The sequence below is a fragment of the Streptomyces sp. NPDC058796 genome (assembly GCF_042745235.1).
Classification (GTDB): Bacteria; Actinomycetota; Actinomycetes; order Streptomycetales; family Streptomycetaceae; genus Streptomyces.
On record NZ_JBHYOP010000007.1, the window covers coordinates 296353 to 318979 of the forward strand.

Annotated in this window: 22 protein-coding genes and 1 tRNA gene; 12 read left to right on the plus strand and 11 right to left on the minus strand. The window is 72.9% G+C overall.

What is annotated here, in order from left to right; all coding sequences use genetic code 11:
• Positions 1-4 precede the first annotated feature (4 nt).
• Positions 5-1621 (plus strand): FAD-dependent oxidoreductase, encoded by a 1617-nt coding sequence (locus tag ACFW47_RS19690; protein WP_386286136.1) that lies wholly within the window; start codon positions 5-7, stop codon positions 1619-1621.
• A gap of 250 nt (positions 1622-1871) precedes the next feature.
• Complete coding sequence (gene parJ, locus ACFW47_RS19695; protein WP_386306436.1) at positions 1872-2864, plus strand: filament polymerization regulator ParJ; 993 nt, start codon at positions 1872-1874, stop codon at positions 2862-2864.
• Positions 2865-2925: 61 nt separating this feature from the next.
• Here parJ and mshC read toward each other — a convergent pair whose 3' ends face one another.
• The 4 genes from mshC to ACFW47_RS19715 form a co-directional block, all read right to left on the minus strand.
• Positions 2926-4155: a cysteine--1-D-myo-inosityl 2-amino-2-deoxy-alpha-D-glucopyranoside ligase gene (gene mshC / locus ACFW47_RS19700; protein ID WP_386306438.1), complete on the minus strand. Its 1230-nt coding sequence runs from the start codon at positions 4153-4155 to the stop codon at positions 2926-2928.
• Positions 4156-4439: 284 nt separating this feature from the next.
• Positions 4440-5270, minus strand: coding sequence for an SCO1664 family protein (locus tag ACFW47_RS19705; protein ID WP_386306439.1), 831 nt, complete (start codon positions 5268-5270; stop codon positions 4440-4442).
• A complete protein-coding gene (locus ACFW47_RS19710; protein ID WP_386286132.1) occupies positions 5234-5824 on the minus strand; it encodes a DUF3090 domain-containing protein in 591 nt (196 codons plus the stop codon). The genes ACFW47_RS19705 and ACFW47_RS19710 overlap by 37 nt, the downstream gene beginning before the upstream one ends.
• 84 nt (positions 5825-5908) lie before the next feature.
• Positions 5909-6595, minus strand: coding sequence for a histidine phosphatase family protein (locus ACFW47_RS19715; RefSeq protein ID WP_386306440.1), 687 nt, complete (start codon positions 6593-6595; stop codon positions 5909-5911).
• Between the two features lie 61 nt (positions 6596-6656).
• Here ACFW47_RS19715 and corA point away from each other — a divergent pair, with 61 nt between their 5' ends.
• Entirely contained in the window at positions 6657-7652 is a 996-nt protein-coding gene (gene corA / locus ACFW47_RS19720) for a magnesium/cobalt transporter CorA (RefSeq protein ID WP_386306508.1), read from the plus strand.
• 15 nt (positions 7653-7667) lie between these two features.
• Here the strand turns inward: corA and ACFW47_RS19725 are convergent, their stop codons facing one another.
• Both ACFW47_RS19725 and ACFW47_RS19730 read right to left on the minus strand, forming a co-directional pair.
• Complete coding sequence (locus tag ACFW47_RS19725) at positions 7668-8456, minus strand: ferritin-like domain-containing protein (protein WP_386286130.1); 789 nt, start codon at positions 8454-8456, stop codon at positions 7668-7670.
• A gap of 237 nt (positions 8457-8693) precedes the next feature.
• Positions 8694-9749, minus strand: coding sequence for an LLM class F420-dependent oxidoreductase (locus ACFW47_RS19730; protein ID WP_386306441.1), 1056 nt, complete (start codon positions 9747-9749; stop codon positions 8694-8696).
• A gap of 112 nt (positions 9750-9861) precedes the next feature.
• Between ACFW47_RS19730 and ACFW47_RS19735 the strand changes: the two genes are divergently transcribed.
• Positions 9862-10848 (plus strand): aldo/keto reductase, encoded by a 987-nt coding sequence (locus ACFW47_RS19735; RefSeq protein ID WP_386286128.1) that lies wholly within the window; start codon positions 9862-9864, stop codon positions 10846-10848.
• Positions 10845-13271, plus strand: coding sequence for a helix-hairpin-helix domain-containing protein (locus ACFW47_RS19740; RefSeq protein ID WP_386286127.1), 2427 nt, complete (start codon positions 10845-10847; stop codon positions 13269-13271). Before ACFW47_RS19735 ends, ACFW47_RS19740 begins: the two co-directional genes overlap by 4 nt.
• Before the next feature lie 75 nt (positions 13272-13346).
• On the opposite strand, the gene ACFW47_RS19745 is transcribed toward ACFW47_RS19740, so the two are convergent.
• Positions 13347-14066 carry a hypothetical protein gene (locus ACFW47_RS19745; RefSeq protein WP_386306442.1) on the minus strand — a complete coding sequence of 240 codons (720 nt, stop codon included), beginning with the start codon at positions 14064-14066 and terminating at the stop codon, positions 13347-13349.
• 47 nt (positions 14067-14113) lie between these two features.
• Between ACFW47_RS19745 and ACFW47_RS19750 the strand changes: the two genes are divergently transcribed.
• Positions 14114-14302 (plus strand): DUF5703 family protein, encoded by a 189-nt coding sequence (locus ACFW47_RS19750; protein ID WP_030244084.1) that lies wholly within the window; start codon positions 14114-14116, stop codon positions 14300-14302.
• Positions 14303-14410: 108 nt separating this feature from the next.
• On the opposite strand, the gene ACFW47_RS19755 is transcribed toward ACFW47_RS19750, so the two are convergent.
• From ACFW47_RS19755 to ACFW47_RS19765, 3 genes are all read right to left on the minus strand, one after another.
• Entirely contained in the window at positions 14411-15220 is an 810-nt protein-coding gene (locus tag ACFW47_RS19755) for a chaplin (protein WP_386287416.1), read from the minus strand.
• A gap of 168 nt (positions 15221-15388) precedes the next feature.
• Complete coding sequence (gene chpH, locus ACFW47_RS19760; RefSeq protein WP_055416097.1) at positions 15389-15622, minus strand: chaplin ChpH; 234 nt, start codon at positions 15620-15622, stop codon at positions 15389-15391.
• Between the two features lie 156 nt (positions 15623-15778).
• Entirely contained in the window at positions 15779-17104 is a 1326-nt protein-coding gene (locus ACFW47_RS19765; protein ID WP_386287414.1) for a M20/M25/M40 family metallo-hydrolase, read from the minus strand.
• Between the two features lie 173 nt (positions 17105-17277).
• Here ACFW47_RS19765 and ACFW47_RS19770 point away from each other — a divergent pair.
• Both ACFW47_RS19770 and ACFW47_RS19775 read left to right on the plus strand, forming a co-directional pair.
• Positions 17278-17365, plus strand: a tRNA-Leu gene (locus tag ACFW47_RS19770).
• Between the two features lie 70 nt (positions 17366-17435).
• On the plus strand, positions 17436-17810 hold the full coding sequence (locus ACFW47_RS19775; RefSeq protein ID WP_386306444.1) for a YchJ family protein: 375 nt from the start codon (positions 17436-17438) through the stop codon (positions 17808-17810).
• A gap of 12 nt (positions 17811-17822) precedes the next feature.
• Here the strand turns inward: ACFW47_RS19775 and ACFW47_RS19780 are convergent, their stop codons facing one another.
• Entirely contained in the window at positions 17823-18524 is a 702-nt protein-coding gene (locus tag ACFW47_RS19780; protein ID WP_386287410.1) for a FadR/GntR family transcriptional regulator, read from the minus strand.
• A gap of 137 nt (positions 18525-18661) precedes the next feature.
• Between ACFW47_RS19780 and ACFW47_RS19785 the strand changes: the two genes are divergently transcribed.
• The 4 genes from ACFW47_RS19785 to ACFW47_RS19800 all read left to right on the plus strand — a co-directional run bounded on the left by ACFW47_RS19785 (position 18662) and on the right by ACFW47_RS19800 (position 22555).
• Positions 18662-19189, plus strand: a complete 528-nt coding sequence (locus ACFW47_RS19785; protein ID WP_386287408.1) for a gluconokinase — start codon at positions 18662-18664, stop codon at positions 19187-19189.
• Positions 19190-19309: 120 nt separating this feature from the next.
• A complete protein-coding gene (locus tag ACFW47_RS19790; protein ID WP_073730971.1) occupies positions 19310-20707 on the plus strand; it encodes a GntP family permease in 1398 nt (465 codons plus the stop codon).
• A 10-nt stretch (positions 20708-20717) separates the two neighbouring features.
• Positions 20718-21479, plus strand: a complete 762-nt coding sequence (locus tag ACFW47_RS19795; RefSeq protein ID WP_386306446.1) for an SDR family oxidoreductase — start codon at positions 20718-20720, stop codon at positions 21477-21479.
• Positions 21480-21526: 47 nt separating this feature from the next.
• Positions 21527-22555, plus strand: a complete 1029-nt coding sequence (locus ACFW47_RS19800) for an L-idonate 5-dehydrogenase (RefSeq protein ID WP_386306447.1) — start codon at positions 21527-21529, stop codon at positions 22553-22555.
• Positions 22556-22627 lie beyond the last annotated feature (72 nt).

Sequence of the window (22627 nt, forward strand, 5' to 3'; positions counted from 1 at the left end):
CACCATGACCACGCAGTCCACCCTGCAGTCCGTGCCTGCCCTGGGGACGCACCCGGCCTCCGGCTCGAACCCGGGCCGGGCCGAGACCCGGGAGCAGCTCTCCAAGGCGTCGTACGACCTCCTCGTGATCGGCGGCGGCATCCTGGGCATCTCCACCGCCTGGCACGCCGCGCAGTCCGGCCTCAGGGTGGCCGTGGTCGACGCCGGCGACTTCGCCGGCGCCACCTCCTCCGCCTCCTCCAAGCTGCTCCACGGCGGTCTGCGCTACCTGCAGACCGGCGCGGTGAAGCTGGTGGCGGAGAACCACTTCGAGCGCCGTGCGGTCTCCCGCCAGGTCGCCCCCCACCTGGCGAACCCGCTCACCTTCTACCTCCCCGTGTACAAGGGCGGGCCGCACGGCGCGGCGAAGCTGGGCGCGGGTGTCTTCGCGTACTCGGCGCTGTCCGCCTTCGGTGACGGCGTCGGCCACCTGCTCTCCCCGGCCAAGGCCGCGCAGGACGTGCCGGAGCTGCGCACCGACAACCTGAAGGCCGTGGCCGTGTACGGCGACGACCAGATGAACGACGCCCGCATGGCGCTGATGACCGTCCGCGCGGCGGTCGACTCGGGCGCGGTCGTCCTCAACCACGCCGAGGTCACCGGTCTGCGCTTCACCAAGGGCCGGGTGACCGGCGCCGAGCTGAAGGACCGGCTGACCGGTGACGAGTTCGGCGTGAACGCGCGCCTGGTGCTCAACGCCACCGGCCCCTGGGTCGACCACCTGCGCCGCATGGAGGACCCGAACGCGGCCCCCTCCATCCGCCTGTCCAAGGGCGCGCACCTGGTGCTCAAGCGCACCGCGCCCTGGAAGGCCGCGCTCGCGACCCCCATCGACAAGTACCGCATCACCTTCGCCCTCCCCTGGGAGGACATGCTGCTCCTCGGCACGACCGACGAGGAGTTCGAGGGCGACCCGGCGGACGTCGCGGTCAACGAGAAGGACACCGCGCAGATCCTCGACGAGGCCGCGTTCTCCATTCGCGACCAGCAGCTCGACCGGGACCTGATCACGTACTCCTTCGCGGGACTGCGTGTGCTGCCGGGCGGCCCCGGCGACACCGCGAAGGCCAAGCGCGAGACGGTCGTGACCGAGGGCCGGGGCGGCATGCTGTCCGTCGCGGGCGGCAAGTGGACCACCTTCCGCCACATCGGCCGTACGGTGATGAAGAAGCTGGAGGCGCTGCCGGGCCACCCCCTCGGTGACGACTTCGAACCGGTCTCCACGCTGCCGAAGAAGCTGCCGCTGCCCGGCGTCGCCAACCCGCGCGCCGTCGCCCACCGGCTGCTGGTGGACGGCCCGGCGCCCGGCCCGCGCATGGCGGCGGACACCGCCCGCCACCTGGCCACCCACTACGGTTCGCTGGCCTTCGACATCGCCCGGCTCGCCAACGAGTCCCCGGAGCTGGCGGAGCGCGTCCACCCGGACGCCCCGGAGATCTGGGCGCAGGTCGTGTGGGCGCGGGACCACGAGTGGGCCGAGACGCCCGACGACGTGCTGCGCCGCCGCACCACGCTGACGATCCGCGGCCTGGCCACGGACGACGTGCGTGCGAAGGTCCAGGACCTGCTCGACAAGAAGTAGGCGGCCCCGCCGTCCCGTTCCCGCCCGGTCCCGGTCGTCCGGGGCCGGGCGCGATCCTTTCCGTGACGCCGGTGAGGCGTCCGGACGGCCGCGAACCGGGCCCGCCGCGAGCGCGGTTGCGCGGGGGTGTCCGGCCCGCCGGAACGGGGCAGTCATCCGTTCACTCCCCCGTGCACGGGGGCTGCGGGCGGCCCCTCGGCACGCCGTAAGGTTGGGGGGTACGCGAGGGCACGTCGGAAGGAGGCGCTGGGTGATCGAGCTCGAGGGGGTTCCCGAGCTGGTCGACCCGGTCATGGTGGCCGCGTTCGAGGGCTGGAACGACGCCGGCGACGCCGCCTCCACCGCGGTCGCGCATCTCGACCGGGAGTGGAAGGGCGAGGTGTTCGCGGCGCTGGACGCGGAGGACTACTACGACTTCCAGGTCAACCGGCCCACGGTGTTCATGGAGGACGGCGTCCGAAAGATCACCTGGCCGACGACCAGACTGTCGGTGGTCCGGGTCGGCGGCGACAAACCGCGCGACCTGGTCCTGGTCCGCGGCATCGAACCGTCCATGCGCTGGCGCTCGTTCTGCAACGAACTGCTGGGCTTCGCCCACGAGCTGGGTGTCGAGCTGGTGGTCGTCCTGGGCGCCCTGCTGGGCGACACCCCGCACACCCGTCCGGTGCCGGTCAGCGGGACCACGTCCGACGCCGACCTGGCCCGGCGCATGGACCTGGAGGAGACCAAGTACGAGGGGCCCACGGGCATCGTCGGCGTCCTCCAGGAGGCGTGCACGCACGCGGGCGTACCGGCCGTGTCGCTGTGGGCGGCGGTGCCGCACTACGTCTCGCAGCCGCCCAACCCGAAGGCCACGCTCGCCCTGCTGAACCGGCTGGAGGACCTGATCGACGTGCGCGTCCCGCTGGGCGAGCTGCCCGAGGACGCGCGTGCCTGGCAGGTGGGTGTGGACCAGCTGGCGGCCGAGGACAGCGAGGTCGCCGAGTACGTCCAGTCGCTGGAGGAGGCCCGGGACACCGCGGAGCTGCCGGAGGCGTCGGGCGAGGCGATCGCCCGCGAGTTCGAGCGGTACCTGCGCCGCCGGGACGGCTCCGGACCGGGCCAGCCGGGCGGGCACGCCACGGCGGACGGCGGTGACGCGGTGCCCGGCACGCCGTATCTCCGGGACAATCCGAGCGGGCGGACCCGCCCGCCGAGGCCGCCGAAGGCGAGCGGGGACGACGAGGAGTCGTCGGAGGACTGAACGGACGGGACAGGGGGCGCTTCCCGGCGGGAAGCGCCCCCTTCGCGTGCGCGGTCGGTGCCTACAGGGCGACGCCGAGCAGCGCGTCGACGGCGCGGGACACCACGCCGGGCGCGCCGGTGTCCGTGCCGCCGGTCTCCTGCTGGAGGACGGCCCAGCGGTCGACGGCCTCGAGCGCGGCCGGCGAGTCCAGGTCGTTCGCGAGAGCGTCGCGGATCTCCTCGACCAGCGCCTCGGCGGGCGGACCGTCGGGCCGGGAGACGGCGGCGCGCCAGCGGTCCAGCCGGGCGAGGGCGTCCTGGAGGACCTGGTCGGTCCACTCCCAGTCGGAACGGTAGTGGTGGGCGAGCAGCGTGAGCCGGATGGCGGCGGGGTCGACGCCCTCGCGGCGCAGCTGCGACACGAAGACCAGGTTGCCCTTGGACTTGGACATCTTCTCGCCGTCCAGTCCGACCATGCCGGCGTGGACGTACGCCTTGGCCATGGGGAACTCGCCGGTGAGGGCCTGGGCGTGCGAGGCGCCCATCTCGTGGTGCGGGAAGGCGAGGTCGGAGCCGCCGCCCTGGACGTCGAAGCCCATGCCGAGGTGGTCGAGGGCGATGGCCACGCACTCGATGTGCCAGCCGGGGCGCCCGCGGCCCAGCGAGCCGCCGTCCCAGCTGGGCTCGCCCTCGCGGGCCGCCATCCACAGCATCGGGTCGAGCGGGTCCTTCTTGCCGGGCCGGTCGGGGTCGCCGCCCCGCTCGGCGGAGAGCAGCCGCATGGCGGCGGCGTCCAGGTGCGACACCTGACCGAAGTGCGGGTCGGACTCGACCGAGAAGTAGGTGTCCCCCTCGAGCTCGTAGGCCGCGCCCGACTCCCGCAGCCGCTCGACGAGCGGCACGATCCCGGGTATGGCCTCGACGGCGCCTATGTAGTGCCGGGGCGGCAGCATCCGCAGCGCCGTCATGTCCTCGCGGAAGAGGGCGGTCTCCTTCTCGGCGAGGGCGGTCCAGTCGACGCCGTCGCGCACGGCCCGCTCCAAAAGCGGATCGTCGACGTCGGTGACGTTCTGGACGTAGTGGACCTGCCGCTTGGTGTCGAGCCACACGCGCTGCACGAGGTCGAACGCGTTATAGGTCGCCGCGTGCCCCATGTGGGTGGCGTCGTACGGCGTGATGCCGCAGACATAGATGCGGGCGACGGGACCGGGGTCGAGGGTGACCAGGCCTCCGGTCGCGGTGTCGTGGATCCTCAGGTCGCGGCCCTGACCAGGCAGGGCGGGGACCTCGGAAGCGGGCCAGGCATGCATGTCATGAGCCTAACCGGACGGATGTTCCGTACACGAACCGGACCGGGCCGGATGGCCGGTAGCGCACTCTTGCGCGACGCCGATCGGTGTGCCACGACCTCACCGGCGGAAGCGCGGGACACACCGGCCGATGTGCCCCGGGACCCGACCGACACCCGTGCGGCACCGTGACGGCCGGCATACGGCGCCCGACCCCGGGCGACGCGCGAAGACCCGGCCGAGACGCTGGGGGCGCACCGGCCGAGGTGCCGGGACGCGGCGGGCGAGGGGAAAAGCGGCGGCTCCTACACCGGTGGCCACGGGATGGCCGGCCACTCACCGCCCGGTTCCGGGTGCCTGCCGGACGTGAGCAGGGCGTCGACCCGCGCGCGGGTGGCGGCGAGTTCGGCAGGGGTGATGAGGGCGCCGAGACGGGTCGCCAGGGTCGCGCCGTCCTCGAGGGCCTCCCTGAGACCGTCGAGGACCGTCAGGGCATCCCCGGTGAGCGGGTCGCCCGCCCAGCCCCACAGCAGGGTGCGCAGCTTGTCCTCGGCGTGGAAGGTGACGCCGTGGTCGATGCCGTACAGCCGCTCCCCGGCGGCGGGCAGCAGGTGGCCGCCCTTGCGGTCGGCGTTGTTGATCACGGCGTCCAGGACGGCGAGCCGGCGCAGCCGCTCGTCGTCGGCGTGCACGAGGAGGGCGGTGCGGCCGTCGCCGACCTCCGCCAGGGCGACCGCCTTCCAGCCGGGGCCGGGCTCCTCGGCGTCCACCAGGGCGAGCAGTTCCGTCTCCGGGACGGCCTCGATCCACAGCTGGACCATGCCCTCGCCGTAGGGCCCGTCGCGCAGCACGGTGGGCGGGACCAGGCCCCAGCCGGTCGCCTCGGAGACCTCGTAGGCGGCGACCTCGCGCTGGGCGAGGGTGCCGTCGGGGAAGTCCCACAGGGGCCGCTCCCCCGCCACCGGCTTGTAGACGCAGGCCGCCTCGCGTCCCTCGTGCGTCACCGTGCAGTACAGCGCCGCGTTGGAGGCGTCACGGATGCGTCCGCGCACGGTCAGTTCGCCCAGGGCGAGCAGGCCGGCGGCCGCCGTGTCGGTCGTCACGCTCCGCGGCGGTATCCGTTCTGGCGCGGACATACGTGTCCTTCCGGGTCGAGCGGGAGGCTGCACAGCGGGCACGGCGGCCGCCCGGCGTTGACGACGTCGAGGGCGCGCTTGGCGAAGGCCCTGGCCTGCGCGCCGGTGAGGCGTACCCGGAGCATCGGGGGGCCGTTCTCCTCGTCCTGGAGGAGCCGCTCCTCGGCCTCCGCCAGGTCCTCCTCGGACTCGGCGTCCAGCTCCACGAGGGCCTGCGCCTCGACGATCATGCGCTGGTCCTCGCCGTCCCAGGCGAGCGCCATGGTGCCGACCCGGAACTCCTCCTCGACGGGGGTCTCCAGCGGGGCCGTGTCGGCGGGCCCGGCGGGGGCCATGGCGGGGACCTCGGTACTGCCGCCGCTGCGCCGTACGACCTCGTCGAGGAGTTCGTCCATGCGTTCGGCGAGCGCGGCCACCTGGGTCTTCTCCAGGGCCACGCTGGTCACCCGGGAGCCGGCGGTGGCCTGGAGGAAGAAGGTACGGCGCCCGGGCAGTCCGACCGTGCCGGCCACGAAACGTTCCGGTTGGTCGTAGAGGAACACCTGACGGGACACGTCCTGTCTCCATGAGAAGTCGTAAGAGCGGGAAGGGCGGGGTCGGTCACTGCTGCGGTCGCTTCACCCTACTGCGGCCGACGATCACGGTGCGCCCGCACCGCCACCGACGGTGGCTTCGTCGCCGGGCGGCTCCTCACGCGGGGCCAGCGAGGCGAAGTCACCGGTGTCGCCGAGGCGGACGAGGAACGGGCGCAGCCGGGTGTAGCGGATCGCGGTGACGGAGCAGGGCTCGACGGAGATCCGCTGGAAGAGGTCGAGGTGCAGGCCCAGCGCCTCCGCGACGAGGGACTTGATGATGTCGCCGTGGGAGCACATGAGGTAGACGGCGTCGGCGCCGTGGTCGCGCTCCACGCGCGCGTTCCACTCGCGGACCGCCTCGGCGGCGCGGGTCTGCATGGCGGGCATCGACTCGCCGCCGGGGAACGCGGCGGCGGAGGGGTGCGCCTGGACCACCTCCATCAGCGGCTCGTCCTTGAGCTCGGCGAGCTTGCGGCCGGACCAGTCGCCGTAGTGGCACTCCCCGATCCGTTCGTCGGTGTGCGCCCGCAGTCCGGGCCGGGCGTCGAGCAGCGGCCGGATCGTCTCCTGGCAGCGCTGCAGGGGACTGGTGACGACCTCGGACAGGGGCAGGCCGGCGAGGCGGCCGGGCAGCGCGGCGGCCTGCGCGGCCCCGCGTTCGTCGAGGGCGACGCCGGGTGTCCAGCCGGCGAGCAGCCCCTCGGTGTTGGCGGTGGAACGTCCGTGCCTGACCAGGATCAGCGTGGGCATGCGGACAGGGTAGGCACAGGACCCGGTGCGCGGGCGCCGGGACGGAGGGAGAATGCGTTCGGTGATCGTCGACTGCGCCATCTACCGGGACGGGCACCGCACGGACGGGCCCGAGGACTTCTCCGACGCGCTCGGTGAGGCGCGGTCCGCCGGCGGCTTCGTCTGGATCGGGCTGCACGAACCGTCCGAGGACGAGTTCGACCTGGTCACCGAGGAGTTCGGGCTGCATCCGCTGGCGGTGGAGGACGCCCTCAAGGCGCACCAGCGGCCGAAGCTGGAGATCTACGAGGACTCGCTCTTCGCCGTCCTGAAGCCGGTGGTGTACGAGCCGGAGAGCGACGCCGTGTCCACCGGCGAGCTCATGATTTTCCTGGGCGACGCGTTCGTGGTCGTCGTCCGGCACGGCGAGGGCTCCCCGCTGAAGGACGTGCGGCAGCGTCTGGAGCACGAGCCCGAGCTGCTCGGCAAGGGCCCCACCTCGGTGCTGTACGCGATAGCGGACGCCGCCGTCGACCACTACCTGGACGTGGCGGTGGAGCTGCAGAACGACCTGGAGGAGCTGGAGGCGGAGGTGTTCTCGCCGGACGGCGGCGGCTCGCGGCACACCGCGTCGCGGATCTACACCTTCAAGCGGCAGATCCTGGAGTTCCGCCGGGCGACGGGTCCACTGGCGCCGCCGCTGGCCCGGCTGGCCGGGACGGGGGCGTTCGGCGCCGGGGTGCCGTACGTGAACGACAAGGCGCGGCCCTTCTTCCGGGACGTCAGCGACCACCTTTCACGCGTCAACGAGTCGGTGGAGAGCCTGGACCGGCTGGTCTCCGACATCCTGTCGGCGCACCTGGCGCAGACGAGCGTCCGGCAGAACGACGACATGCGGAAGATCTCCGCCTGGGCGGCCATGGCGGCGGTCCCCACGATGGTCGCGGGGGTCTACGGCATGAACTTCGAGCACATGCCGGAGCTGCGCTGGGAGTGGGGCTATCCGGCGGTGATCGTGCTGATGGCCGGGCTGGAGGTGCTGTTGTTCCGGCTGTTCAAGCGGCGGGGCTGGCTGTAGGCGGCGGGCCGGCCGTCAGGCGACCTCGGGGGCGGCGGTGGCCGGTCCGCCGAGCGCGTCGCGCCGCTCGGGCGCGCGCAGGGTCACCATGCGGCGCCAGCCGGCCAGTCGCTCGTAGGCGTACACCGCGTGGATGCCCGCCGCGAGCAGCGCGGACCTGGCGCGGGACCAGCCGAGGATGCGCCCCATGCGGGCCATCACGCCGAGGCTGACGTCCCGGTGGACTCGGATCTCGGCGAGTGCGCACTCGCGCAGTGTCGCGTGGATGTGGCGGCCGTGTCCGGCGGCGGCGTAGCGCAGCAGTTCCTCGTGGGAGTAGGCGAGGTGGTTGTCCTCGTCGGCGGAGATCATCCGGACGGCCCGGCCCAGGTCCGGGTGGTCGCCGAAGTGCTTGAGCAGCATCGCCATCTGCTCGGCCGCGCGCTGCTCGGTGACCCTGCTGTGCGCCAGGTAGGTGATGATGTCGCGGACCGTCAGCGGCTGGTCGGCCTTGAGCTTCTCGTGGGCGAGGCCGATGCCGTGCCGTTCCAGGAGCATGGTGTAGTCGGTTTCGGGGGGCACCTCGACGGGTTCGAGGCCGCGCTTCTTCAGCAGGGCGTTGAAGATCCGCCCGTGCTTGTCCTCGTCGGCGCCGTGCCGAGTGATCTTGGGTGCGAGGGCGCGCTCGCTCTCCGGCACCAGCGCCGCGATGCGCGCGTTCTCCCAGCCGCCCTGCGACTCACCGCTGGCCGCGATGGAGCAGAAGAGACGGAACGACTCGTCGTTGTCGAGGATCTCCTGGAACAGACTCTTGGCCGAAAGCATCGGTGGCACCTCTCTGCCTCTGCAAGGTTGCGCAGGTTCCGCCTACTCCGCGAAGACCGAGTCAAGTGCGGGAGATGAGGGGCGGCAACAGGTGCGGCGGGCAACTCAGCCAAAAGGAGGACGGCCGGGAACGCGAGGAGGCGTAACCACACGCGCGTGGGCGCGTTGTTCTCCGTGACGGCCGTGGCGGGGAAGACCCCCGAGCCCCCACCACGGCCGCAGAACCTAGCGACGGACCTACGCCAGTCCGGCCCGCTCCAGGGCCTCGGTACCGGCGCGGAGCGCGGCGATCCGCTCGTCCAGGGTGAAGCCCGCGGGGGCGAGCGTCAGGGTGGTGACACCGGCGGCGGCGTAGGCCTTCATCCGGTCCGCGATGCGGTCCACGGAGCCGAGCAGGGTGGTCTGGTCGATCAGCTCGTGCGGTACGGCCGCGGCGGCGCCCTCCTTGTCGCCGGACAGGTACTTGTCCTGGATCTCGGCGGCCTCGCGCTCGTAGCCCATGCGCTGGGCGAGCTGGTTGTAGAAGTTCTGCTTGCGGCTGCCCATGCCGCCGACGTAGAGCGCGGTGTAGGGGCGGAAGGTGTCGGCGAGCGTGGTGACGTCCTTGTCGGCGCCCAGGGCGAGCGGCAGCGTCGGGCAGATGTCGAAGCCGTCGAGGGTCTTGCCGGCCTTCTCGCGCCCGGCACGCAGGTGCTTGACCGCGGTCTCCTCCAGGTGGTCGGCGGAGGGGAAGATCAGCAGGGCGCCGTCGGCGATCTCGCCGGTCTGCTCCAGGTTCTTCGGGCCGATCGCGGCGATGTACAGCGGGATGTGCTCGCGCTGCGGGTGCACCGTGAGCTTGATCGGCTTGCCGGGGCCGCCGGGCAGCGGCAGCGTCCAGTGCTGTCCCTCGTAGGAGAGCCGTTCCCTGGTCATCGCCTTGCGCACGATCTCGACGTACTCGCGGGTGCGGGCGAGCGGCTTGTCGAACTTGACGCCGTACCAGCCCTCGGAGACCTGCGGCCCGGAGACGCCGAGGCCGAGGCGGAAGCGGCCCTTGGAGAGGGAGTCCAGGGTGGCGGCCGTCATCGCGGTCATCGCGGGCTGGCGCGCAGGGATCTGGAAGATGGCCGAGCCCACGTCGATGCGCTCGGTCTGGGCGGCGACCCAGGTGAGCACGGTGGCGGCGTCGGAGCCGTAGGCCTCGGCGGCCCAGCAGACGGCGTAGCCGAGCCGGTCGGCCTCCTGGGCGACGGCCAGGTTGTCCGCGTCCATTCCGGCACCCCAGTAGCCGAGGTTGATCCCGAGCTGCATGGCCGATTCCCCTTACCCATCAGTAACGTGTTCTGTGCCCCGACCTTAGCGCGCGAATTCGGTTGTCCACAGGCCCCCACAGCGCAAGCCGTGGCCAGTAATGTCGGCGTTCATGGAGCAGAGGCATCTCGGCCGCACCGGCCTGCGCGTGTCCCGCATCGGTCTCGGCACCCTGACCTGGGGCCGGGACACGGACGAGCATGACGCCGCGGACCTCTTGAAGACCTTCTGGGAAGCGGGCGGGACCCTCGTCGACACGGCGGACGTGTACGGGGACGGGGAGGCCGAGTACCTGCTCGGACGACTCATGGAGGGCCTGGTGCCGCGCCGGGACCTGGTGATCTCGACCAAGGCGGGCAGCGTGCCCGATCCCGACCGCCGCTTCGACGGTTCGCGCGCCCACCTGCTCTCCGCGCTGGACGCCTCGCTGGCCCGCCTGGGCACGGACCACGTCGACGTGTGGCACCTGCACGCCTTCGACCCCAACACGCCCCTGGAGGAGACGCTGCACGCGCTGGACGTGGCGGTGAGCAGCGGCCGCGCCCGGTACGCGGGCGTGTCGAACTTCTGCGGCTGGCAGCTGGCCAAGGCGGCGACCTGGCAGCTGGCGGCGCCGGGCGTGCGGAACCGGCTCGCGAGCACGCAGATGGAGTACTCGCTGCTCCAGCGCGGCATCGAGCGCGAGGTGCTGCCGGCCGCCCTGGACCTGGGCATCGGGCTGCTGCCCTCCTCCCCGCTGGGCCGCGGGGTCCTCACGGGCAAGTACCGCAAGGACGCGACGCCAACGGACTCGCGGGGTGCCTCGGAACACCTGGCCCCCTTCGTCGCCCCCTACCTCGACGACACGGCCGGCCACATCGTGGACGCGGTGGCGACGGCGGCGGACGGGCTCGCCGTGACGCCGCTGCAGGTGGCGCTGGCGTGGGTGCGGGACCGGCCCGGTGTGGTCGCCCCGATCGTCGGCGCGCGCAACGCGCAGCAGCTCACGGCGGCGTTGTCAGTGGAGACCCTTAGTCTTCCTGACGAGATCTGCCGGGCGCTCGACGACGTGTCGGCGCCCGTGCACCGCTATCCCGATCACGACTGGAGCACGCTGTGAGCACGGAGCCCGAGCCCACCTCCGAGGATCCCACGGCCACCGTGGACGCCGGACCGGAGACGCCGGGCACGACGGAAGAGGCCGGGCAGGCCGGCGGCGAGAGGGCCGGTGACGCCGGTCCGGGTGACCGGAGCGGGACCACCGCCGACGCGCGGGCAGCCGAGACGGGCGGGACGGACGGCGAGGACGCCACCGGACCGGCGGACACGGGGGCGGCCGGGCGGCCGTCGGGGTCCGACGACGCCAGTGGCGCGGACGCCTCGGGGGTGCCGGACGCCGCCGATGGCGAGGACGGTGCGGCCGCTCGGGCCTCCGAGGCCGAGGCCGAGCTGGCGGCCCAGCGGATCGAGCGGGAACGGATCGAGCGGCGGAAGGCCGAGAAGCAGGCGCCGATCGACGCCGGGGCCAAGCTCAGCGGCACGGCGGCCGACCTGCTCGCCGCCGTACGGGCCGTGGAGAGCGGCGAGAAGCCCGCGGCCACGGTCTTCGGCGAGCCCGCTCCCGCGCCGCGCCGGCCCGCGCCGGAGCCGGCGCCACGGCCCCGGCCGGTGGAGGCCGAGCAGGTCACCGGGCCCGCTGCCCCCGCCCCGGAGGCCGTCCAGGCCGTGCGGCGGGTGCTGGCCGAGGGCGGCGCCCCCGAGGCGCTCGCACCCCAGACCGCGGCACTGCTCGGCGAGGGCGCGGAGGACGCGCTGCGCGCGGACCCCTGGCAGTTGCTGCGGGTCGGCGGGGTGCGGCCGGAGCAGGCCGACGGGTTCGCCCGGTCGCTGCTCGGCGCGGCGTGCGGCCCGGACGACGAGCGCCGCGGCCGTGCGGTCACCGTGTGGCTGCTCGAGCAGGCGGCCCTGGCCGGGCACACGGCCCTGGAGCTGCCGCGGCTGACGGCCACGCTGGCCCAGCGCGGCGTGCCGGACCCGGACGCCGCCGTGCAGAGCACGCTCGCCGAGGGCGAGGCGCTGGCGTTCCAGGACCCGCTGGACGAGCCCGGCGCCCGCCCGGGGACCGCACCGGGCGGGGCCGGGGCCGACGGGCCCGGTGAGGCGGAGGCACCGGACGAGGACGCGGAGCGTCCGGTCCGGGTGCTGATCGGTCTCGAGCGGTTCGCGCTCGCCGAGGAGAGCCTCGCGGACGGCCTGGCACGGCTGGTCAACTCCGCGCCCAAGGAGGACGGTTCCGCCGCGGACTGGGAGCGGGCCGCGGACTCGGCGCAGGGTGCCGCCTCCGACCTGATCCGCGCCGTCGCGGGGCACGGACTGGTCCTGCACACCGGCGGCGAGGCGTCCTTGGCCGAGCCGGCCGCCCTGCTGCGCGCCGCCCACGCGCTCGGCCTGCGTGCCTGGGCCGCCGCGCCCGGTCCGCTCGGCCGCGACCGCTTCGCCGCCCACCTGGGCGACGGCACCGCGTCCGCACCCCACGGCCCGGACCCGGCCGCGCCCGCCCAGGAGAGCTCCGCCCCCACCGGCCCCGCCCGCGCCGTCACGGTCGCCGGGCTGCTGGCCGGCACCGAGGGACCGGGGCGGGACGCCGACGGCGCGCTGGACCTCGATCTGCTCGTCGTGCTCGACGCCCCGCAGCTGGACGTCGAGGCCGGCGCCCTGCTGGTGGAGTCCCTGCCGGACGGGGCGCGGCTGGTGCTGGCAGGCGACCCCGCGGTGCTGTGGTCCGTGGGACCGGGACGGATCTTCGCGGACCTGCTGGCGGCGCGGGCCTGCCCGCAGATCGCCTCCCGGCGCCCGGACCCCGGTCCGCTCGGCGAACTGGTCTCCGGCATCGGCATCGGTGAACTGGGCCAGGTGGAGGCGCCCGGCAAAGAGGTCGTGATCGTGCCGGTGCGGGACGCGGGCGAGGCCGTGCACCGCACCGTCCAGCTCGTCGCGGACTCCGTACCGCGTGCGATCGGCGTGCCCGCCGAGGACACGCAGGTGATCACGCCGGGCCACGGCGGCGCGGCGGGCACCCGGGCGCTCAACGCGGCACTGAAACAGCGGCTGAATCCCGGCCCCGGCCGCTTCGGCGGCTTCGACCCCGGCGACCGCGTCGTCTACTCCCCCGTGCCGGGCCGTACGCTGCCGGGCCGGGTGGTGAAGGCCGACACCGACGGACTGCACCTGTCGTGCGCGGGTGAGTCCGTGGTCGTACCGCAGGAGCGGGTGGAGCGGTCCGTACGGCACGGTTGGGCGCTGACCGCGCACCAGGCGGCGGGCGGGCGGTGGCCCGCGGTGGTCGTGGTCCTGCCGGGCGACGCCGTGCAGGCACTCAGCCGGCCCTGGATCTACACGGCCTTCGGCCGGGCCGGCCGTCATCTGTCCGTGGTGCAGGGCGTGGAGCAGGCGCTGCCGCGTGCCGTGGCCGAGGTCCCGGCCAAGCCGCGCACGACCCGGCTGCCGGTGCTGCTCGCGCCGCAGGTTCCGGTGGCCGGCTGACCCGGTCGAGCAGGACGGCGGCGGCCGACGGACATCCCCGTCGGCCGCCGCCGTCCCGGGCCGCCCACTGGCGGCTCACGACCCTCGGCGATCCACCTCCAGCAGCTCGGTCTCCCCGTCCTCGTCCGTGTCGAGGCCGCCGTCGAGGTCCCCGTCCAGATCGGTGTCGAGATCTTCCTCCAGGTCGTCGTCGAACTCGTCGTCGAAGACCGCGCTGACGTCGAAGCGGCAGACCACCCGTTGCGGGTCGACCTGTTCGAACGGGGCTTCCAGCCACTCTCCCGGTTCCGCCGTCTCGTCCGAGGCCGTCACCCAGAGCGTGGAGTCACCCTCCTCCAAGCCGAACTCCTTGTGCCGGGAGGCGATCTCGTCCGGCTCGAACTCGCCGAACAGGAGGCCCAGCGCCCCGTGCACCGTGCCGGAGGCCGCCACGCCCTCCCCCTCCTCGTCCGCCGCTTCGACCCGCCGTGCCTGGGCCATCAGCCGCTGCGGCTCGGCCACGGCGTAGTCACGGCGGATCAGGACGCTCAGCGCGTTCGGTTCCTCGGGTCCGTCGTACGGCGGCAGGGAGTCGTCGCCGGGGATCTCGAAGGGGGTGACCTCGTCGTAACGGTCGTAGAGCAGTTCGTCGTACGCCTCCGCGGCCGCGGCCAGTTGGTTGAACGCGTCGTAGACGGCCGGGTCGTCCTCCCCCGACCGGCGTTCGACCGCGGCCAGGTGGCGGTCGAGCGCGGTCTTGACCGCCTCGGCGGCGGCGCGTACCTCGGCAGCGGTGGGCTGCGCAGCATCAGACATAGTGCAGACGCTATCCGTACCGGGCCCCAGCCCGCACAATAGATTCGATGCCGGAATACGAATTTGTCGACGTGTACGTGCCGCGCGGGGTCTCCCGCAAGGAGACTGCGCGTCTGCTGACCGACCACGCCGAGTACGGACACTGGGAGTTGTACCGCCTGAGCCTGCTGCGCGACGGCAGCCGCAGGGTGCGGCTGCGGCGGCGGATCATCCGCCAGGTACGCGCCACCTGGTGAGCCGGGTGACCGGGCTCGACCGGTCCCGGGTGACGAAGACGGAGCGGGCCCCGCCGTGCGGGGCCCGCCGTGCGTGCGGGCCACCCGGCCCCGCGGTCACGGTCCGCGTCACGCCGAGGCGCGCGCCTTGCGGTACAGCACCGTGCCCGCGAGCAGCGCGCCCGCGCCGACCGGGAGGGCCAGGCCGAGCGGCAGGTCACTGCCGGTCTCGGCGAGCTGCGCGCCGCCCTGCGGCTGGGTGACGGTCTGGGTGTCCGGCTGGTTGCCGTCCGAGGATCCGCCGGGGGCGTCATCGCCCGGGCCGCCGGGATCACCCGGGTCTCCGGGATCACCCGGGTCTCCGGGGTCCCCGGGGTCACTCGGGTCTCCAGGTTCGCCCGGGTTGCCCGGCTCCCCGGGGTCACCCGGCTCCCCGGGCGGTGTCTCATCGCCCCCGCCGGGCGGCGTGGAGTGATCTCCGCCACCCCCGTTGCCGCAGTCGTTGCCGGTGGCCGGGTTGAGGGCGCCGACGACGTCGACGCTGTTGCCGCACACGTTCACCGGCACGTGCACCGGCACCTGCACGGTGTTGCCGGAGCCGACGCCCGGCGAGTCGGTGGCGTGCCCGTCGGCGTGCGAGCCTCCGTGCGCGCCCGGCTGGTCCTTGGAGTCGCCGTGTCCGCCGGAGGCCCCGCCGCCCTGGTTGGCGCACGAGTTGCCCATCGCCGGGTTGAGGACGCCGACGACGTCGACCGTGTTGCCGCACACGTTCACCGGCACGTGCACGGGTGCCTGCACCGTGTTGCCGGACAGCACGCCGGGCGAACCCGAACTCGAGCCGTGCGCCCCCGAGTCCGCGTGGGCGGTGCCGCCCGCGGCGGCGATCACACCGGTGGCCGCCGCCATAGTCATCAGGCCCTTGCGGGTGACCTGTCGCATTTCCTGAATCCCTGCCTTGCCCTAGTCCCGTGACACCGAGAATGCCGAGAATTCCGCCGTTGCCGTGGTTCCCGTCCCCGAGAATCTCTCAAAGTCCGTCGGCCCCGGAGCGCATGGCGCGCGCTCCGGGGCCGACGGACTCAGACCCTCATGGGGAGAGGCACGACGTCACTTGTTGATGCAGACGTTGCCGAAGGCGGGGTTCAGCAGGCCGATCACGGAGACCGTGTTGCCGCAGACGTTCACCGGGACGTGAACGGGCACCTGAACGACGTTGCCGGAGAGGACGCCGGGCGAGTGCACGGCGGCACCCTGGGCACCGGAGTCGGCGACGGCCATGCCGGCACCCGCGAGAACCAGACCACCGGTGGCGGCAGCGGCGGCGACGACCTTCTTGAGCATTATTCCTCCTAGTTGGCAAAAGCGATCCAGGTTGCTGATCGCATCACCTGTAACGAGGAGGGAGTAATGAGGCTACGAGCCTATGAGCGTATTCACCCTTCCCGGTCTCATTCCGCACGCGCGACCGAATTGGCCGCGAACATCCGCGCACATCGTTCAGGACGCGTCGATGAAGCGGTCGAGCACCCGCACGCCGAACTGCAGTCCCTCCACCGGCACCCGCTCGTCCACCCCGTGGAACATGCCGGCGAAGTCCAGCTCGGGCGGCAGCCTGAGCGGCGCGAAGCCGAAGCAGCGGATGCCGAGGTCGTCGAACGACTTGGCGTCGGTACCGCCGGAGAGCATGTAGGGCACCGCGCGCGCGATCGGGTCCTCGGCGCGCAGGGCGGTCTGCATGGCGTCGACGAGCCGGCCGTCGAAGTCGGTCTCCAGCGCCTTGTCGGCGTGCACGTCCTCGCGCCGCACGCGCGGGCCGAGGATGCGGTCGAGGTCGGCGAGGAACTCCTCCTCGTAGCCGGGCAGGAAGCGGCCGTCGACGTGCGCGGTGGCCTGGCCGGGGATGACGTTGACCTTGTAGCCGGCGCCGAGCTGGGTGGGCGCCGCCGAGTTGCGCAGGGTCGTGCCGATCATCCGGGCGATGCCGCCGAGCTTGGCGAGGGTCTCCTCCATGTTCTCGGGGTCGAGTTCGGTGCCGAGCGCGTCGGACAGTTCGTCGAGGAAGGCCCGTACGGTCTTGGTCACCCTGACCGGCCACTTGTGCCGGCCGAGCCGCGCCACGGCCTCGCAGAGCTCGGTGATCGCGTTGTCGTCGTTGGTCATCGAGCCGTGGCCGGCCGTGCCGTCGACGGTGAGCCGCATCCAGTGCATGCCCTTCTCGGCGGTCTCGACGAGGTAGAGCCGCAGCTTCTCGTTCACGGTGAACGAGAACCCGCCGACCTCGCCGATCGCCTCGCTGACGCCCTCGAACAGCTCCGGGTGCTCGCGCACCAGGTGCTTGGCGCCGTAGGTCCCGCCCGCCTCCTCGTCGGCGAGGAAGGCGAGCACGATGTCGCGCGGGGGCTTGCGTCCGGTGCGCAGCCGGTCGCGGACGACCGCGAGGGTCATCGCGTCCATGTCCTTCATGTCGACGGCCCCGCGCCCCCACACGCACCCGTCGGCGATCTCGCCGGAGAACGGGTGGTGGGTCCAGTCGTCCGCGTTGGCCGGCACGACGTCGGTGTGGCCGTGGATGAGCAGCGCGGGCCGGGACGGGTCCTCGCCCTCGATGCGGGCCACCGTCGAGGCGCGCCCCGGGTGGGACTCGAAGATCTGCGGTTCGAGCCCCACCTCGGCGAGCTTCTCGGCGACGTACTCGGCCGCCTTGCGCTCGCCGGGACCCGAGTGGTCGCCGTAGTTGCTGGTGTCGATCCGGATCAGCTCGCGGCAGAGGTCGACGACCTCGTCCTCGCCGGTGACGCTCCTGGCCGTGCCCGAGTCGCTCACGTGCTTCCTCCCGCGGTCGCTGCTGAAGTCACTGCTGGTGTCAGTGCTGGTCGGTCCCCCTCATCCTCCCCCTCACGCCGTCCGCGCCCAAGGAGGGGGTGATCGGCCACCCCGGAAAGCCTGGTAATGTTTACGTCGTCGCCGCGGGCAACGCCCCGCACGACAGACACCTTGTCCGGGTGGCGGAATGGCAGACGCGCTAGCTTGAGGTGCTAGTGCCCTTTATCGGGCGTGGGGGTTCAAGTCCCCCCTCGGACACCAGGCGAGACCCCTGCCGAGCAGGGGTCTTCTGCTTTTCCCGGCGGTGCGCGCAACCGGCACAATGGCCGCCATGACCACGCCTTCCTGCCCGTGCGGGCTGTCCGAGCCCTACGAGAAGTGCTGCGGCCGCTTCCACGCCGGAGCGGCGTCCGCGCCGACCGCCGAGGCCCTGATGCGCTCGCGCTACAGCGCCTTCGTGAAAGGCGACGCGGGATACCTCCTGCGGACCTGGCACCCGAGGACCCGGCCGGCCCGCCTGGACCTCGACCCGGGGATGCGCTGGACCGGGCTGGAGATCCGGGAGACGACCGGCGGCTCCGCCTTCCACGCCACCGGGACGGTCACCTTCCGCGCCTCCTACCGCGGCGGCTCGCTGCACGAGCGGAGCCGCTTCGAGCGCGTCGACGGGGCGTGGGTGTACGTGGACGGGGAGTTCCTCGACTGACCGGCTCGCGGGTCAGGGCGCCAGGATGTCCAGCTCGTGCAGCGCCCCCACCGTGATCTCCCGGGTCAGCCGCTCGGCACGCTCGGCGTCCCGGGCGCGGACGGCCTCGGCGACCTGGACGTGCAGGGTGACGGCGGCGGGGTCGGGGTCCTCGAACATCACGTCGTGGTGCGTGCGGCCGGCCAGTACCTCGGCGACGACGCCGCCGAGGCGGGCGAACATCTCGTTGCCGGACGCGGTCAGGATGACGCGGTGGAAGGCCACGTCGTGGAAGAGGTACTCCTCGAGGCGGTGACCTCGTGAGTTGGCGACCATGCCCAGCGCGCACTCGGTCAGCTCGGCGCACTGCTCCGGCGTGGCGAGCCGCGCCGCGAGGCCCGCGGCCACCGGTTCGACCGCCGACCGCAGCACGGTCAGGGAGCGCAGCTGCCGCGGGCGCTCGGAGCCGGCCAGGCGCCAGCGGATGACCTGCGGGTCGTAGACGTTCCACTCGCACTCGGGCAGGACGGTCACGCCCACGCGGCGGCGCGACTCGACCAGGTGCATGGACTCCAGCACCCGCACGGCCTCTCGCATCACCGAGCGCGACACCTCGAAACGCTGTGCGAGTTCGTCCGTGCGCAGAACGCTGCCCGCAGGGTACTCGCCCGCTGTGATCGCGGGGCCGAGGGTGTCCAGTACGCGGCCGTGCAGCCCCCGGCCCGGTGTGCTCATGCACTCAGAGTACGGGGCAGGTCACGGGGACAAAAAGTCAGACTTATATGTCACAGCCTCTTGAATTCGTCGTACCTAATGGGTTTCAGTTACGTCGACATCACGTGTCGACGAAGACAGCAGACAGCGAGAGTGCGATGCAGCAACTGCACACCCCCCACGTAGTCGTGGTCATGGGCGTGGCGGGCACCGGGAAGACCACCATCGGTCCCCTGCTCGCGGCCCGGCTCGGCGTTCCCTACGCCGAGGGTGACGACTTCCACCCGCCGGCCAACATCGCCAAGATGACGGCCGGCACCCCGCTCACCGACGAGGACCGGTGGCCGTGGCTGGACGCCATCGGCGGCTGGGCGCACGGGCGGGCGGGCCTCGGCGGGGTGGTGAGCAGTTCGGCGCTGAAGCGGTCGTACCGCGACCGGCTGCGCGCTGCAGCTCCCGGTGTCGTCTTCGTGCACCTCACGGGCAGCCGCGAGCTGATCGAGGACCGGATGTCGCACCGGCAGGGGCACTTCATGCCGACGGCCCTGCTCGACTCCCAGTTCGCCACGCTCCAGCCCCTGGAGCCGGACGAGGCGGGAGTCGCCGTGGACGTCGCCGGCACCCCGGAGGAGATCACCGAGCGGGCGGCCGCCGCCCTGAAGGGCCTCCCCGAGCCGACCCGGTAGTCCGGTTCTCCCGTACTCCCGCAGTGCGTAACCCCCCACCCTCCCCCGGGGCCGTGCCGCCACCCGCGGACACGGCCCCGGAACCTTCCCCCGAATCCCCATCACCGCAAGGGAACCACCGTGACCAGACTCAGCGTCGAGATGCTGGCAGCGGACACCGTCGAGCCCATCACCTCGGCCGGCCACGCCCAGTTGGGCATCGCCGTGCTCCTGGGCATCGCCGTCATCGTTCTGCTCATCACCAAGTTCAAGCTGCACGCCTTCCTGTCGCTGACCATCGGGTCACTGGCGCTCGGCGCGTTCGCCGGAGCGCCGCTCGACAAGGTCATCACCAGCTTCACCGCCGGGCTCGGCTCCACCGTCGCGGGCGTCGGCGTCCTGATCGCCCTCGGTGCGATCCTCGGCAAGATGCTCGCCGACTCCGGCGGCGCCGACCAGATCGTGGACACCATCCTCGCCAAGGCGACCCCCCGGTCGATGCCGTGGACGATGGTGCTGATCGCCTCCGTGATCGGTCTGCCGCTCTTCTTCGAGGTCGGCATCGTGCTGCTGATCCCGGTCGTCCTGATGGTCGCCAAGCGCGGCAACTACTCCCTGATGCGCATCGGCATCCCGGCCCTCGCTGGTCTGTCCGTGATGCACGGTCTGGTCCCGCCGCACCCCGGTCCGCTGGTCGCGATCGACGCGCTCGGCGCCAACCTCGGCGTGACGCTCGCGCTGGGCGTCCTGATCGCCATCCCGACGGTGATCATCGCCGGTCCGCTGTTCTCGAAGTACGCGGCCCGCTGGGTGGACGTCCCCGCCCCCGACCGCATGATCCCGCAGCGCGCGTCCGAGGAACTGGAGAAGCGTCCCGGCTTCGGCGCCACCCTGGCGACGATCCTGCTGCCGGTCGTGCTGATGCTGGCCAAGGCGCTCGTCGACATCGTCATCGACGACCCGGACAACGTGGTGCAGCGCACCTTCGACGTCATCGGCAACCCGCTGATCGCCCTGCTCGCCGCCGTGATCGTCGGCATCTTCACGCTGCTGCGCCCGGCCGGCTTCGGCAAGGACCGCCTCTCCGGCCTCGTCGAGAAGGGTCTGGCACCCATCGCGGGCATCCTGCTGATCGTCGGAGCGGGCGGCGGCTTCAAGCAGACGCTGATCGACTCCGGCGTCGGCCAGATGATCCTGGAGATCTCCGAGGACTGGTCGATCCCGGCGCTCCTGCTGGCCTGGCTGATCGCGGTGGCGATCCGGCTGGCGACCGGTTCGGCGACCGTGGCGACCGTCTCGGCGGCCGGTCTGGTGGCGCCGCTGGCGGCCGACATGTCGACGACCCACGCGGCCCTGCTGGTCCTGGCGATCGGCGCCGGCTCGCTGTTCTTCAGCCACGTCAACGACGCCGGCTTCTGGCTGGTGAAGGAGTACTTCGGCCTGAACGTCGGCCAGACCATCAAGACCTGGTCCGTCATGGAGACGATCATCTCGGTGGTCGCCGGCGCCCTGGTCCTGCTCCTCTCACTGGTCATTTAGGGGCACGACGATGACGGCTCACCCTCTCTTCGACATCGGCGGGCGCACCGCCCTGGTGACCGGTTCCAGCCGGGGCATCGGGCTGGCGCTGGCCCGGGGCCTGGCGGAGGCCGGCTGCCGGGTGGTCCTCAACGGACGCGACGCCGACCGCCTCGCCAAGGCCGCCGCGGAGCTGCCGGGAGACGTCCACACGGCCGTGTTCGACGTGACCGACGGTCCGTCCGTGGCGGCCGGGATCGCGGACGTCGAGGAGCGGGTGGGCCCGCTCGACATCCTGGTCAACAACGCGGGCATGCAGCTGCGGGCGCCCCTGCTGGAGTTCGCCGACGCCGACTGGCAACGCGTCCTGGACACCAATCTCACCAGCGCCTTCCTGGTGGGCCGGGAGGCGGCACGCCGGATGACGGAACGCGGCCGCGGCAAGATCGTCAACATCTGCTCGCTGCAGAGCGAGGTGGTCCGCCCGGGCATCGCGCCCTACGCGGCCACCAAGGGCGCCCTGAAGATGCTCACCAAGGGCATGTGCGCCGACTGGGGCCCGCTCGGCGTCCAGGTCAACGGCCTCGGCCCGGGGTACATCGAGACCGAACTGACCCGGCCCCTGGTCGAGGACGAGGAGTTCAGCGCCTGGGTGCGCCGACGGACCCCGGCCGGCCGCTGGGGCCGTACGGAGGACCTGGTGGGCGGGCTGCTGTTCCTCGCCTCGCCGGCCGCGGACTTCGTCGGCGGACAGATCCTGTACGTCGACGGCGGCATGACGAGCGTCCTGTGAGACCCGTACTCGTGAACCCCGCACCCGGCCCCGGGGAGGCGGCTTCGATGCTCGGTTGTGTGATCCACGGCGCGGGCGACCTGCGCGTCGAGGAACTGCCCGCCGTGCGCCCCGGCCCCGGCGAGGCGCTGGTCGCCGTCCGCTACGGCGGCGTCTGCGGCTCCGACCTGCACTACTGGCGGCACGGCGGGGTCGGCGACTTCCGCCTGCGCGAGCCGATGCTGCTCGGGCACGAGGTGGTCGGCACGGTTGTGGCGTACGGTTCCCCGGACACCGCGGGCCCCGCCGCCGGTACCGCCGTCGCCGTGCACCCGGCGACCCCGTGCGGGGTGTGCCCGGAGTGCGCGGACGGGCGGCGCAACGTGTGCCGGGACACCCGTTACCTGGGCAGCGCGGCCCGCTTCCCGCACGTCCAGGGCGGTTTCGCGGCCCGGATCGTCGTCCCCGCCACCCAGCTGCGCGCCCTGCCCGCCGGTCTCGGCCCGCGCCGCGCGGCGCTCGCCGAGCCCCTCTCCGTCGCCCTGCACGCCGTGCGCCGGGCCGGGGACCTGACCGGCCGGCACCTCCTGGTGACCGGCGCCGGCCCGATCGGCTGTCTGGTGGTCGCGGCGGCGAAGGCGGCGGGCGCGGCACACGTGACCGTGACGGACCTGCTTCCCGCGGCCCTGGAGTACGCCTGTGCCGCCGGCGCCGGCACCGTCGTACGGGCCGACGACCCGGACGACGCCGGGTGGCCGGTGGAGGCGGACGCGGCGATCGAGGCGTCCGGAGTGGCGGCGGGGCTGGACACCTGTCTGCGGCTGGTCCGGCGCGGCGGGGTCGTCGTCCAGCTCGGGATGCTGCCCCCGGGGCAGAGTCCGTTCGCCGGGAACCTGGTGGTGAGCCGGGAGATCGAACTGCGCGGGGCGTTCCGCTTCGACGACGAGTTCGACGGTGCGCTGGCCCTGCTCGCCACCGAGCCCGCGTTCGACGCGCTGGTCAGCGCGGTGGTGCCGGTGCGGGAGGCGGAGTCGGCGTTCGCGCTGGCCGCGGACCGCGCCCGGTCCTGCAAGGTGCTGCTGGACTTCGGAGCCTGAGCCACTTCCCCGGCGGGGCGTGCGCCCGGATGATGGAGGACTCCCCGGCACGCGTCCGGGGCGGCCACGTCG

Bases quoted from the DNA above. Each gene is read 5' to 3' on its own strand.
- mshC (WP_386306438.1), bottom strand. From the start codon at position 4,155: ATGCATGCCTGGCCCGCTTCCGAGGTCCCCGCCCTGCCTGGTCAGGGC.
- ACFW47_RS19785 (WP_386287408.1), top strand. From the start codon at position 18,662: ATGCAGCAACTGCACACCCCCCACGTAGTCGTGGTCATGGGCGTGGCG.
- ACFW47_RS19705 (WP_386306439.1), bottom strand. From the start codon at position 5,270: ATGTCCGCGCCAGAACGGATACCGCCGCGGAGCGTGACGACCGACACG.
- ACFW47_RS19725 (WP_386286130.1), bottom strand. From the start codon at position 8,456: ATGCTTTCGGCCAAGAGTCTGTTCCAGGAGATCCTCGACAACGACGAG.
- ACFW47_RS19755 (WP_386287416.1), bottom strand. From the start codon at position 15,220: ATGCGACAGGTCACCCGCAAGGGCCTGATGACTATGGCGGCGGCCACC.
- ACFW47_RS19795 (WP_386306446.1), top strand. From the start codon at position 20,718: ATGACGGCTCACCCTCTCTTCGACATCGGCGGGCGCACCGCCCTGGTG.
- ACFW47_RS19775 (WP_386306444.1), top strand. From the start codon at position 17,436: ATGACCACGCCTTCCTGCCCGTGCGGGCTGTCCGAGCCCTACGAGAAG.
- ACFW47_RS19745 (WP_386306442.1), bottom strand. From the start codon at position 14,066: ATGTCTGATGCTGCGCAGCCCACCGCTGCCGAGGTACGCGCCGCCGCC.
- ACFW47_RS19800 (WP_386306447.1), top strand. From the start codon at position 21,527: ATGCTCGGTTGTGTGATCCACGGCGCGGGCGACCTGCGCGTCGAGGAA.
- ACFW47_RS19735 (WP_386286128.1), top strand. From the start codon at position 9,862: ATGGAGCAGAGGCATCTCGGCCGCACCGGCCTGCGCGTGTCCCGCATC.
- ACFW47_RS19690 (WP_386286136.1), top strand. From the start codon at position 5: ATGACCACGCAGTCCACCCTGCAGTCCGTGCCTGCCCTGGGGACGCAC.
- ACFW47_RS19750 (WP_030244084.1), top strand. From the start codon at position 14,114: ATGCCGGAATACGAATTTGTCGACGTGTACGTGCCGCGCGGGGTCTCC.
- ACFW47_RS19780 (WP_386287410.1), bottom strand. From the start codon at position 18,524: ATGAGCACACCGGGCCGGGGGCTGCACGGCCGCGTACTGGACACCCTC.
- ACFW47_RS19715 (WP_386306440.1), bottom strand. From the start codon at position 6,595: ATGCCCACGCTGATCCTGGTCAGGCACGGACGTTCCACCGCCAACACC.
- chpH (WP_055416097.1), bottom strand. From the start codon at position 15,622: ATGCTCAAGAAGGTCGTCGCCGCCGCTGCCGCCACCGGTGGTCTGGTT.
- ACFW47_RS19730 (WP_386306441.1), bottom strand. From the start codon at position 9,749: ATGCAGCTCGGGATCAACCTCGGCTACTGGGGTGCCGGAATGGACGCG.